Annotated in this window: 10 protein-coding genes; 6 read left to right on the forward strand and 4 right to left on the reverse strand. The window is 37.6% G+C overall.

Translation table 11 applies throughout. The features are described from left to right. The coding region (locus AC3E9W_RS20920; protein WP_488769876.1) for a collagen-like domain-containing protein at positions 1-1,036 on the reverse strand (1,036 nt) is incomplete at its 3' end. A gap of 834 nt (positions 1,037-1,870) precedes the next feature. On the opposite strand from AC3E9W_RS20920, the gene AC3E9W_RS20925 reads away from it, so the two are divergent. Continuing rightward, positions 1,871-4,870 (forward strand): T9SS type B sorting domain-containing protein, encoded by a 3,000-nt coding sequence (locus AC3E9W_RS20925; RefSeq protein ID WP_488769877.1) that lies wholly within the window; start codon positions 1,871-1,873, stop codon positions 4,868-4,870. 90 nt (positions 4,871-4,960) lie between these two features. On the opposite strand, the gene AC3E9W_RS20930 is transcribed toward AC3E9W_RS20925, so the two are convergent. From AC3E9W_RS20930 to AC3E9W_RS20940, 3 genes are all read right to left on the reverse strand, one after another. Then, the gene (locus AC3E9W_RS20930) at positions 4,961-5,659 is read right to left on the reverse strand and encodes a DUF1826 domain-containing protein (RefSeq protein WP_488769878.1); all 699 of its coding nucleotides are present in this window, start codon (positions 5,657-5,659) and stop codon (positions 4,961-4,963) included. Positions 5,660-5,737: 78 nt separating this feature from the next. Beyond that, positions 5,738-7,027 (reverse strand): hypothetical protein, encoded by a 1,290-nt coding sequence (locus AC3E9W_RS20935; protein WP_488769879.1) that lies wholly within the window; start codon positions 7,025-7,027, stop codon positions 5,738-5,740. Between the two features lie 327 nt (positions 7,028-7,354). Next, entirely contained in the window at positions 7,355-8,758 is a 1,404-nt protein-coding gene (locus AC3E9W_RS20940) for a DUF1254 domain-containing protein (RefSeq protein ID WP_488769880.1), read from the reverse strand. 256 nt (positions 8,759-9,014) lie between these two features. Between AC3E9W_RS20940 and kaiC the strand changes: the two genes are divergently transcribed. From kaiC to AC3E9W_RS20965, 5 genes are read left to right on the forward strand one after another with little or no spacing between them, the layout of a single operon-like run. Continuing rightward, entirely contained in the window at positions 9,015-10,691 is a 1,677-nt protein-coding gene (gene kaiC / locus AC3E9W_RS20945; RefSeq protein ID WP_306161008.1) for a circadian clock protein KaiC, read from the forward strand. After that, positions 10,692-10,985: a circadian clock KaiB family protein gene (locus tag AC3E9W_RS20950; RefSeq protein WP_306161006.1), complete on the forward strand. Its 294-nt coding sequence runs from the start codon at positions 10,692-10,694 to the stop codon at positions 10,983-10,985. It abuts the gene before it with no gap. A gap of 3 nt (positions 10,986-10,988) precedes the next feature. Then, entirely contained in the window at positions 10,989-11,285 is a 297-nt protein-coding gene (locus tag AC3E9W_RS20955) for a circadian clock KaiB family protein (RefSeq protein ID WP_488769881.1), read from the forward strand. A gap of 4 nt (positions 11,286-11,289) precedes the next feature. Beyond that, on the forward strand, positions 11,290-12,534 hold the full coding sequence (locus AC3E9W_RS20960) for a sensor histidine kinase (RefSeq protein WP_488769882.1): 1,245 nt from the start codon (positions 11,290-11,292) through the stop codon (positions 12,532-12,534). After that, a complete protein-coding gene (locus tag AC3E9W_RS20965) occupies positions 12,531-12,935 on the forward strand; it encodes a response regulator (protein WP_488769883.1) in 405 nt (134 codons plus the stop codon). Before AC3E9W_RS20960 ends, AC3E9W_RS20965 begins: the two co-directional genes overlap by 4 nt. The last annotated feature ends 18 nt before the right edge of the window (positions 12,936-12,953 follow it).

Genomic DNA, 12,953 nt, shown 5'->3' on the forward strand with positions numbered 1-12,953 from the left:
CCTGTGCTCCATCATCTCCTTTTGGACCTTGTGCTCCTGTTGCTCCATCGTCTCCTTTTGGACCTTGTGCTCCAGCTGCTCCATCATCTCCTTTTGGTCCTTGGATTCCCTGTGCTCCATCATCTCCTTTTGGACCTTGTGCTCCTGTTGCTCCATCATCTCCTTTTGGACCTTGTGCTCCTGTTGCTCCATCGTCTCCTTTCGGACCTTGGATTCCCTGTGCTCCATCATCTCCTTTCGGACCTTGTGCTCCAACAGCTCCATCATCTCCTTTCGGACCTTGGATTCCCTGTGCTCCATCGTCTCCTTTTGGACCTTGTGCTCCAACAGCTCCATCATATCCTTTCGGACCTTGGATTCCCTGTGCTCCATCATCTCCTTTTGGACCTTGTGCTCCTGTTGCTCCATCGTCTCCTTTTGGACCTTGTGCTCCAGCTGCTCCATCATCTCCTTTTGGTCCTTGGATTCCCTGTGCTCCATCGTCTCCTTTATCTCCTTTGTCACCTTTAGCACCAACTAAACCAGCTAAAGTGATTTCGTTTAAAGTTTCATTCTCATCCTTATAAGTCAAAATCTGGCTTACGGGATCGTATTGCAATGAAGTTAACGTTGTAAACTTTTTCACATCACCTGCAACATCTATAGTCACAGATGTTCCGCTTTCATTGGTGTACGTATATGTACCGTTTGAATTGTTTACTAATTGGGTCACTGTTTCATTAGCCCCATTAAAGTCTTCTCCATCTGTAATACGCAACCACTTTCTTCCGTTCCAATAATAGAATCCTGGAATTACATCGTTAATGGTTTCTGTATTATAAACCATCAAACTGACTGCTGCATTCCCTACTACAGGTGCCAGAACTGAAGTTTGGGTTAATTTAATACGGGGTATTAACATCCCCTTGTTGGTTGCCGCAATATCCAATTGAGCTGAAGAGTCTGGATCTGATGTCCCAACTCCCAACTGTGCATATCCTACTGCCGAAAAAGACAGTGAACAGACCAGCCCGAAAAATATTCTCTTGATTTGCATGATAATAATTGTTAATTAAATTACTTTGCAAAGTACCTTCTAAACGGCGTGAAATTAGATTCAAATTCTATCAGATTAGGACATTTCTTAGCTTCTGAAGCTTCGTAAAAACTCAATAACTTCAGTTATATCAAAGCTTTAACTAATAAAAATCGATTTTTGACTAATTGCTTCAATTTCACTTCCTAACGTTATATCTCTTAAATATTACGAAAGAATTTTCTTTCTTTTTTAAATTGTTTTTAATTTATTTATCGAATATATTGAAGAGATTTCCAGTATAAAACACTAAAAATCAAGACAAAATAAAATGAAATTAAATGTTTAACTACTAAAGAAGAGTTTGATTTTTTCTATATATAATTTCATATTTTAAATTATACTAGACTTTGAAAAACGTGCCCTAAATAGATCAAAAACTTTAAGGTTCTTGTTATTATTAATACAATTTTTTTTGCATTAAAATGGAGCTAGCCCTTTGCTATTGCTACTTTATGGTAAATATTTGTCGATTATAAATCTTAAGATAATTTCATTTATGGGAAAATAGAACTAAAAAATGTATGAAGTAAATTATCCATGTGAATCTCCAGATGACAGCTTGCAACTAAGGAATTTTATAAATACTAAAAATCAATTTTAACTCTATTTCAATTAAAAGCAATTCGACTCAACACTACACAAAACACTGATTACCAACAAACTAAAACCAAACAAAACAGCTTTTATATAAAAAAAAGAGCTAACTTTAAATATTCTTCTGTAAAATATTTCATCATAATTAATTCTTATCGTATGAATTTCAAAATTTTACTTATCCGAAAAATATATTTAGTGTCGCTACTTTTATTTACTACAAATACATTTTCACAATGTTTTGAAATTGAAAGTATATTAGTTGATGCCTGTAATAATACTCAAGAAGGCTTTAATGAAATGGTCCGTTTTAAAGTAGGAACTGCTCCTTTAAATACAAGCACTTTATCGGCAGTGTGGCCAAACAATTCATGGAGAGGCATTATTCAAGATGCCACAACGGGATTGATAGTTAGTCAGTTAAACGCCGATATTGCAGCTGCAGGTGGTTGTGGAGAAATACTAGAACCATCAGGAGGAGTGCTGCCTCCTAATGCAACGGTTATTCTGGTGACCAGCTTTAATATGAGTCCGTCGGCAAATCCCTTTGGCCCACTGTCTGAAGATATCTATATGATCTTTCAAAATAATCCTTTAGTGAGTATCGGGCATTTTGCTAATTATTCAACTGCTCCTCCAAATAACCGAACCTTTTCCATGGATTTTGGCGGTGGCTGTTCAGATTCAGTCATTTACGACAAATCTCTTTTAATAATGCAAAATGGAACTCCAGGAGCTGAAGATGGCGCAACAGTTAATTTTACTCCCTCTGGAATAGCAACTTACGTAAATAATGGCTGTAAAGCTCCTGTACCTCCTTTTACGGTAGATGCAGGACCCCCGACTTTGACCGCTTGTGCTGGTGCCGTAATTTCTTTAAGCGGTACTGCGCAAGGACAGCAATCTGTTGCTTGGTCGTCTCCTGTTGGAAGTTTTTCATCAGCAAATACAACGGCTAGCAATTATACCATTCCGCTTGCATCTGGCGGAAGTGTTATTATACTAACTTTAGAAGCAACAAGTATTTGTGGAGAAAAAATTACTGACGTTATAAATTTGAGTGTAACACCAAATACAATCCCTAATTTTGATGCGACTCTCAGTTTATGCAATGGCGCAACTGCTCCAGTTTTAGCTTCTGCTTCTCCCAACGGAATTACAGGAACGTGGAATCCCGTTGTGATTGACAACACCCAAAACGGAACCTATACTTTTATGCCTGATGCAGGCCAATGCGCCGCTTCCGCGACTCTGACCGTGACGGTTAATCCGAATCTCACGCCTGATTTTGATGCCACTCTCAGCTTATGCAATGGCGAAACGGCTCCAGTTTTAGCTTCCGATTCTCCCAACGGAATTACAGGAACTTGGAATCCCGCTGCGATTGACAACACCCAAAACGGAACCTATACTTTTACGCCAGATGCAGGCCAATGCGCCACTTCCGCCACTCTGACTGTGACAGTCAATCCGAATGTAACGCCTGATTTTGACACCGCTTTATCTTTATGCAGTGGCGCAGCGGCTCCAGTTTTAGCTTCCGCTTCTCCCAATGGAATCACAGGAACTTGGAATCCAGCTGCGATTGACAATACCCAAAACGGGACTTACACTTTTACGCCTGATGCAGAACAATGCGCCGCTTCCGCAACACTGACCGTGACGGTCAATCCGAATGTAACGCCTGATTTTGACACTGCTTTATCTTTATGCAGTGGCTCGGCGGCTCCAGTTTTAGCTTCTACTTCTCCCAACGGAATTAGCGGAACATGGAATCCAGCTGTGATTGACAATACCCAAAACGGAACTTATACTTTTACGCCTGATGCTGGCCAGTGCGCCGCTTCCGCCACTCTGAATGTGACGGTCAATCCGAATCTCACGCCAGATTTTGATGCCACTCTCAGCTTATGCAATGGCGAAACGGCTCCAGTTTTAGCATCCGCTTCTCCCAACGGAATTAGCGGAACATGGAATCCAGCTGCGATTGACAATACCCAAAACGGAACCTACACTTTTACGCCAGATGCCGGACAATGCGCCACTTCGGCAACCCTGAATGTGACGGTCAATCCGAATGTAACGCCTGATTTTGATACTGCTTTATCTTTATGCAGTGGCGTCACGGCACCAGTTTTAGCTTCCGCTTCTCCCAACGGAATTACAGGAACGTGGAATCCCGCTGCGATTGGCAACACCCAAAACGGAACCTATACTTTTACGCCTGATGCAGGGCAGTGCGCCACTTCCGCCACTCTGACCGTGACGGTCAATCCGAATGTAACGCCTGATTTTGACACTGCATTATCTATATGCAATGGCGCGGCGGCACCAGTTTTAGCTTCTGCTTCTCCCAACGGAATTAGCGGAACATGGAATCCCGCTGCGATTGACAATACCCAAAACGGAACCTATACTTTTACGCCTGATGCAGGACAATGCGCCACTTCCGCAACACTGACCGTGACGGTCAATCCGAATGTAACACCAGATTTTGACACCGCTTTATCTTTATGCAGTGGTGCAGCTGCTCCATTTTTAGCTTCCGCTTCTCCCAGCGGAATTAGCGGAACTTGGAACCCCGCTGTAATTGACAACACCCAAAACGGGACTTATACTTTTACGCCTGATGCTGGCCAATGCGCAACTTCGGCAACCCTGAATGTGACGGTTACTTCATTGAAATATACTATAGCGCAAGATTGCGTAGACAATAATTATGTAATAGAAATAGTAACGGATCCTTCTATTTCTTCTTCCGATTATACCTACTCTTGGATGAACGATAAAGGAGATTTAATAGGCAGCAATAGCTCTACTCTAAATTTCACAGATTATGCACTACAAATTAATGATAAATCGATACTTTCTTTACCATTCAAAGTTATCGTTAGCAGCGGATCTTGTCAAGTTGAAGAAACATTTGAAATAACAAATACACTGTGTGGCATCCAAAACGCCATTTCTCCAAATGATGATGGAATAAACGACAATTTTGATCTCACCAATTTTGATGTAAACAATGTCAATATCTTTAATCGATGGGGACGAGAATTATATCAGTTTAAAGGGGAATATGTAAATCAATGGCATGGCCAATGGGACGGAGGCAATAAACTTCCGAGTGGCACTTATTATTACATTATTTCTACTGAAAGTGGCGACCGAAGAGCGGGTTGGATATTCTTAAGCTATTAATTCTGCATCGCAACATTTTGCTTTACAGCCTTTTTTTGTTTTGAATCTAACAAACGAAAAGAGGTTACAGCTTATCCATTAGCTCCATTTCTAACAAATCAGCAACAGCCTATATTCGCCTTCATTTTCTATTGGCGCTCTATGAATACATGGTTGTACTTTTTGTTTCGGATGATCTACAGCCAGACGCCAAAGATGCATTTTACCTAAATTAATTGGTTCAGCATTCTCATGTAACTGATAATGCAAATCAAAATAATTCTCCTTCAAAAAATCTTCAAACTCTTCCTCTGGTCCATCATGCAGTTCTTTTAGCTTTTCTCTGATTTCTGGAATTAAGATTTTCTGTTCTGCTTGCGCATTAGAAACAATATCACTTGCAACTCCGTGATAAGTGCATAAAAAAGTATCGGTTGCTATGGGAGAACGATCGACATGAAACGAATACACATCAGTAGAGATGAAATCAAATTCGTCATCGCGCTCGTAACATTTTAGCAAATTAAGAGAAGGAGAAGCTCCAAAATCTGCTAATAATTGCAAATCGTTTAAAATTATTTCTCTTGCTATATTTCCCTTCTCTGAAAGCTGGAGCCTGTTTAAATCTTCTGCATTAACTTCTGTTATATTTTCTTTTAAAGATAACTTGGCTACAATTTCATTAAAATCTCCATCCAAATTTCTATACCAGCACAGAGCATTCATTTCTCCTTTGAAACTCGTCTGCACAAGTTCTGAAAAAGTAGACACTACACCTATTTGGCTGTTTTCAGAAAATATAGTATTCATATAATTAATTTTATTTCAAAAATAAAAAAACCACTCTAATTCAAGAGTGGTTTTATAAAGAGTGTATCTTTTATATTTTTATTTGCCGCTAGATGCAGTAATTTTTCCTAACTGTAATCTGAAATCTGGTCTTTTTGGGTTGTAAGCATCAACAAATGTTTCTTTATTATCTGCGTGTGAATACACATTTGAGAAAATACTGTTACCATACCAGTTCTCTAAATCTGCATTATCAGTCATACCTTCTTTAAAGATGTTACCGCTGCACTGGTTAAAGAACATTTCTTCAAATTTAATTTTCTTCAAATTGTCACCGTTGATTTCAGTTTTGCTGTCTAATAAAACCGCAGGGTTAAATCCTGAAACAACACTTCTTTTTAATTCAAGAGAAGCATTTTCAGCCACATAAACCGCTTCTTTTACTAAACCAGACTGAATGTCCGCTTTAATGTTTTCGCTATCGTTAAGCATTGTAATATTTGAAGCAGAAACAAAAGTAGCTTTTTTAGTAAAGTCCGTTTCGTTTTTCTTTTCGAAAGCTTTAACCTCCAAACATCTAGAACCATCTTTATTACTTGAAAGATAAGAAGATCTTACTGCAAGAGAATTAAATAAACGGCACTGAGCACCTTGTGTAAATTTAAAATCGTCATTAATTGACTTGTATGAAACCAATTGAGAAGCATTTACATCTCCGCCGTAAAAGGCAAAAGAGTCACCTCCTGAATAGCTTACCATAATATTTTCTATAACGGTTTTGTTTCCTACTCCAGCAATAGTTAACGCATTAAAAGTATCTGCGCCTTTTACTTTTTTACCAGCAAATTCAATTCGCACATATTTTAAAATACCAGAGCTACTAGCCTGATTGTTTCCGCCGTATACAGTAAGAGAAGGCTCAAGATCCATATTGTAAGATCCTGCACTTCCAAATTTATTAATCGGTGCATCTCCTAAGATTACCAGACCTCCCCAGTCCCCTGCTTTTCTCATACTGCTGTTTGAGGTAAATACAATAGGGTCTGTTTCTTGTCCTTGCGCCATGATCTGTGCTCCTTTGGTGATAACCAATGTACCTTTTGTACTAGCATCTCCAATGATTACAGTTCCAGGTTCGATAGTAAGAACAGCGTTATTTGTTACATAAACATTTCCTTGAAGAATGTATACATTCCTTTTCAGCAGTTTTGTATTCTCTGTAATATTTCCAGCTAAAATTTGATTGGCATCTTTAGAATCGGACTTTTGAGGTTTAAATTCAGTCCAGTTGTCTAGCCAGTTGCTATAACCGATGATTCCTTTTTCTTGTTGAGCATTTACGCTAGCTGCTGTAAGCAACAAGCATACCAGTAAAGTAATTTTTTTCATAATCTTGGGGCTTATGATATTATTAAAATCTTTGACACATTAGAGAGATTTTTTACTTATCAATAAAGTGTCTTCAACAAATTTAACTAGAATAGTTTAAAAATCCACAACTTTTTCCGCATTTTAACAATTAATAACCGTGAATTAACAATAAAGAGGTTTTAAACGCCCTCAAACGAGTCTCAGCCGAGAAAAATTAGGGAAATTAAACATTAATTTTACCTAATTTATAGCGAAAATGAAAGTCAAAAAAAGCTGCCTCAAGTAGAGACAGCATTTTTTACTATTTATTTCAAAGTTTTTTTCTTTTAATTACAGCGATTATGCTTATTTCACTTTCTCTGGCAAAGGCAATTTCCATGTGCCATTTATTGCATCTTGTTCAGGTCCATAAATTCTCATCACAAAATTAAAATCTTGATTTTTAGGAGTCGGAAGCCAATTGCTTTCCTTGTCTTTTCCTGGCGATGCCGAGTATAAATAAAGAACTAAATCTCCGTTAGGTTCGTATTTCAAACCTTTTGTTTTCTGCCCTATCGAATAACGATTAATCGGATTAGGAACCAAAAAGCGTTTCGGCAAATTGTATAGTGTTATACTCCAAAAATATTTTGCTTTTGGAACTTGGTTTTTTGAAAATCGAAGCACATAATTATTGTTTCCGTTTAGTGCATTTTTATCTTTATCTACCGCAGTTCCTACATATACCGCCTCTTCTTTAGTGTTTCCGTAAAGTCCCATTGCGGCTGCGGCAGCGCGGTTTACATAATTATTTTTAAGAGAGGCTCTTGTGCCAAATAAATCTCCTGCATCGGTAGTTTTACTTATAACCGACTCAAGTTCTTGTTTTCCTTCTGCAATTCCTTTCTCAATTGCTTTGATCGTTTCGGCATCTAATTTTGAACTGTCAAAAGGCACTCCTGGAACAATTCCTATTTTAGAAAACTGTGCTCTGAGTTCTTTTTCGCTATCATCTTCTTTAGTATACTGCAATAAAGCATTTAATACATTGATAAATTCAGGAGAACTGTAATCCGATTCTTTCCAAACCGGAAGAGGCATATTATACTTTTTAGCAGCTGGAGCCGCTTGTTTTGTAAACTCATGCAATGAAGTTAATTTGTACTGATCCTGAATTTTTTTAAGATTTGGAATATCACTTGGGCTATCCAGTTCTGTACGCCCAATCAGAAATATTAAATTTGTTTCTGAGCGTAGTACTTTATCAATTCCTGCAGGTGTTTCTCCTTTCCAGTCAGGTCCGGCAATAAGGTATTTCCCGCCATTATTTCCAGATACACGCGAGCCCAAATACTCATAATTGAAAGTATAAAGATCAACGAACTGCATTACAAAATAGCGATTTCCTTCAATTTTAGGAATCTGAAGCACTAACGGCTCATCTGAAACATTAAGAGCCGCCATTGAATACGGAGTATCATTATTTATTGTAACAACCAAAGTATCTTTTGGAGTGGCACTCGCTGTCGAACTTTTGAATTTATTAAAACCGCTATAGGTTTTTGATTCTTTATCAATTGCATTCGCATATATGGCTTTATAGTTATAAAACATCGGATAACCATATATCCACGCCTGCTTTGCAATAGCTGTTATCGAATCTGTAGAAATTGAAGCATTTGCAGTGTTTGTACTGTCTTTTGAAGTTTCTTTTTTACAGGCTGTTAATGTTAAAAGTGCTGCACTTATAATAAAAAATAGTTTTTTCATAATCTTACGTTTTTATACTATTAAAATTAGTTTTTTAGAAAAATGCTAACCTTATTTAAATGGTAAATTTGGTTGCAGATTATAATTTGAAACCATTTTTGATCTTTAAATCTTGAACTGAATTTTTAAAATCTTCAACTATTTATCGAACAGCAAGAATGAATTAAGTGCTACAAACATCTGTTAAATGTTACGAAAATTAATAAGATATCTCACGGGAAAAATGTATATTTGATAGAATAGAATTTTGAATATCGTGCAGAAACAGACTATACCACATACTTTTATTTTTCCTAAAACTCCAACTGGAGTGGACGGTTTAGACGAAATTACTGATGGCGGATTCCCAAAAGGACGTCCAACTTTAATTTGCGGCGGCGCAGGCTGCGGAAAAACACTCCTTTCTATGCAATTTCTAATAAAAGGAATAACCGAATATAACGAACCTGGTGTTTTCATGTCGTTTGAAGAACCTTCAGATGACCTTACTTTAAATGTAAAATCCCTCGGCTTTGATCTTGAAAAACTGAAAGCAGATAAAATGCTGGTAGTAGATCATGTAAGAGTCGAAAGATCTGAAATCGAAGAAGCGGGAGAATATGATCTTGACGGACTTTTTATACGTCTCGGGCATGCCATTGACTCCATAAAAGCAACGCGTGTAGTTTTAGACACCATCGAAACTTTATTTTCAGGACTGGATAATCAGGCTGTATTAAGAGCAGAATTGCGAAGGCTGTTTCATTGGCTTAAACAAAAAGGCGTTACAGCTATAATTACTGGAGAACGCGGAGAAGCGACTTTAACACGACAAGGGCTGGAAGAATACGTTTCAGACTGCGTAATTGTTTTAGACCATCGCGTTATCGAACAGATTTCTACCAGAAGACTTCGCATCGTTAAATACAGAGGATCAACGCACGGCACCAACGAGTATCCGTTTCTAATTGATGAGGACGGAATTTCTGTTCTGCCTATTACCTCTTTAAAATTAGACAATGAAGTTTCTTCCGAAATTGTCTCGACGGGATTCACCGGTCTTAATGAAATGTTTTATCAGGGCGGGTTTTATCGCGGCAGCAATATTTTGGTCTCAGGAACTGCGGGAACAGCAAAAACAACTATCGCCTGTTATTTTGCTACAGAACAGTGCAAAAACAACGAAAAGACGATTTATTTTGCTTTTGAAGAATCACCTCAGCAATTGGTTCGAAATATGAAATCTATAGGCGTTGACCTACAGCAGTATATAGACAACGGCACGCTTCAGATACATTCTTCCAGACCTTCACTAAACGGACTAGAACTGCATTTGCTGACACTCAGAAAATTAATCAAAGAGTTCAAACCTACTACAATAGTTATTGACCCCATTAGTAATTTAATTTCTGTGGGAAGCGATCATGAAGTACGCTCTATGCTAGTAAGGCTCATTGATATGCTTAAAGTAAACAATATTACGGCGCTGTTTACTTCGTTAAATAAGCAGACAGACAATATGCGTCCCGATCTTGCAGAAGAATCGGTTTCTTCTCTTGTAGATACGTGGATAACAGTGCGCGATATGGAAGGAATTGGAGAACGCAACAGGGGAATTTTTATTATAAAAGCACGCGGCATGGGACATTCCAACCAAGTTCGCGAATTTGTTATTACCGATAATGGCATCGAATTGCTTGATGTAGAAATGGGCCCGCAGGGAATACTTACCGGCGCAGCGAGAAAATCATATAAGTTTAAGCAAACCTTATCTGATATAAAACTGCAGAACGAAATCAGCAGAAAAGACAGAGAGATTGAGCGCAAACGCAAAGTTCTTGAAGCCAATATAGAAGCTCTTAAAAATGAATTTGAATCAGCAGAAGAAGAATTAAGCATTCTTAAAGCCACAGAAGAGCTAAATAAAAATATCTCTGCAAAAAAGAAAGAATAAATGGAAAATGAAGTTGCAGAATGGCAGTTACTGCTCTATATAGCAGGCCAAACACCGAAGTCTATCAAGGCATTGGAAAACATAAAAAAATATGCTGAAGAACATTTAGCAGGCAAATACAGTATCGAAATCATTGATCTTCTCAAAAATCCACAGTTGGCAGAAGGAGATCAGATATTAGCTGTGCCTACTCTTGTCCGTAAATTTCCAGAGCCTATACGTAAAATTATTGGAGATCTTTCTAATAAAGAAAGAGTTCTTGTAGGGCTGAATATTAAGCCTTTAACAGTTTAAAAAATGAAAAATGAGCCTGATGATACAAATACGTCGAGACATAAATTAACTCTTTTTGTCTCTGGTATGTCTGTTAATTCAGGACATGCAATAGAGAATTTGCGAAGAATCTGTGACGAACATTTAAAAGGTAATTACGATCTGGAAATAATAGATATAAATCGCGAAAAAGAACAGGCCGTTCTGCATCAGATCGTGGCTATTCCAACGCTGATTAAACACGAACCGCTTCCAAAAAGAATAATAATCGGGGATTTATCTGATAGTGAAAAGGTATTAAATATATTAAACCCTAATTAACTTAATGGAAGATAAAAAAAGAAATATAGAATCTTTATCTGCAGAGATTGCAGCGCTTCGAGAGGAGCTGCAGGAATCTAATGCCATTATTAGTGCTATACGCAATGGAGATATTGATGCCTTGGTTTTAAATAACGATGGTGCTAGCGAACTCTATTCACTGCAAACTGCCGATTATACCTTTAGGCTTCTTATCGAGAAATTCAGCCAAGGTGCGCTTAGTATAGCGCGAGATGGGCTTATATTGTTTTGCAATGAGCATTTTGCCTTACTTGCCGAGTCGTCTTATGAAAAAATTACAGGAAAATATTTTTCAGATTTTTTAGACCAGCCCGACCATTTTAATAGATTATTAAATGCATTAAATTACGGCGTAAATACGCATGAGACGTTACTTAAATCTTCATCAGGTACATTTCCAGCGCAGATTATTTTAACAGATTTAGGGCCTTCTCATGGAATTGGAATCATTGTAATTGATCTTACGGAAAAGAAAAAACATGAAAACGCATTGATCAATCACCAGAAGATTCTGCAAAATAAAGTGCACGAACTCAATATTATCAACAAGAATCTGGAAGAATTTATTCATGTAATCTCACACGATCTTAAAGAACCGCTGCGAAAAATTTTAATGTACAGTGACCGAATTAACGGAAATTATCTGCAGGAAACCGATGCAAAAGCTGTTACCACAATGAAGAGTTCTGCGTCGAGATTAAATTCGCTTGTAGATGATCTGGTTAGTTATTCTTCTCACACCATGAAGGAAGAATTTGCAAAAGTGGATATTAGTGAAGTCATTGCTGAAGTGATTGCCGATTACGAAGTATTAATAAATGATAAAAAAGCGGTGATAGAAATTGGCAAACTGCCTGAATTATATGCTTCTAAAGGACAAATCAGACAGCTTTTTTCAAATCTTATCTCAAACGCGATAAAATACAGCCGAAAAGACCTTTCGCCTGTAATAAAAATAGAAGCTGATAATGCTGCTGCTGAATCGGCAGACAGTATTCCGTCAGTAAAAATCAAGATCAGCGATAACGGAATCGGTATGGAAAAAAGTCATCTGACAAAAATCTTTACCATTTTCCAGCGACTACATGCCAAAAATGAATACTCCGGAAATGGGATTGGACTTGCCATTTGCAAAAAAATAATGGAAAACCATTCCGGATCTATAACCGTAGAAAGCCTACCAAACCAAGGTACAACTTTTGACCTTAACTTTCCGCCTATTTTATGACAAAAAAAGCTCAATTCAACATCATCATTGCAGAAGACGACATGGATGATACAGAGGTAATCTTAGATGTATTCGAAAGAAATCCTAATTTTAATCAAATCATATTAGTCTCAAATGGCGAAGAACTCCTTAGCTATTTGAACAATCCTTCCAATTTAACACCCGATGTTATTCTGACAGATATAAACATGCCTATCATGAATGGCATTGAAGCCCTTCAGCAGATTTCTGAAATAAACAGTCTTAAAGATATTCCTTGTTTTGTCTACTCTACCGGTCTAAATCCGATTTACCAGCAAAAATGTGACTTTCTTGGTGTTAAAGCTTGTTTGATCAAGCCTTATACGATTAAAGAATTTGAACAGATTCCAGAAAGTATTGTTCGTTTTTTAGAGAAATAATACGAAACTGGAATCTGC

The sequence above is a fragment of the Flavobacterium sp. 38 genome (assembly GCF_057799715.1).

Excerpts from the sequence above, each read along its gene's own strand:
- AC3E9W_RS20950 (WP_306161006.1), top strand. The coding sequence starts at position 10,692 with ATGGAAAATGAAGTTGCAGAATGGCAGTTACTGCTCTATATAGCAGGC.
- AC3E9W_RS20955 (WP_488769881.1), top strand. The coding sequence starts at position 10,989 with ATGAAAAATGAGCCTGATGATACAAATACGTCGAGACATAAATTAACT.
- AC3E9W_RS20930 (WP_488769878.1), bottom strand. The coding sequence starts at position 5,659 with ATGAATACTATATTTTCTGAAAACAGCCAAATAGGTGTAGTGTCTACT.
- AC3E9W_RS20965 (WP_488769883.1), top strand. The coding sequence starts at position 12,531 with ATGACAAAAAAAGCTCAATTCAACATCATCATTGCAGAAGACGACATG.
- AC3E9W_RS20935 (WP_488769879.1), bottom strand. The coding sequence starts at position 7,027 with ATGAAAAAAATTACTTTACTGGTATGCTTGTTGCTTACAGCAGCTAGC.
- AC3E9W_RS20940 (WP_488769880.1), bottom strand. The coding sequence starts at position 8,758 with ATGAAAAAACTATTTTTTATTATAAGTGCAGCACTTTTAACATTAACA.
- AC3E9W_RS20960 (WP_488769882.1), top strand. The coding sequence starts at position 11,290 with ATGGAAGATAAAAAAAGAAATATAGAATCTTTATCTGCAGAGATTGCA.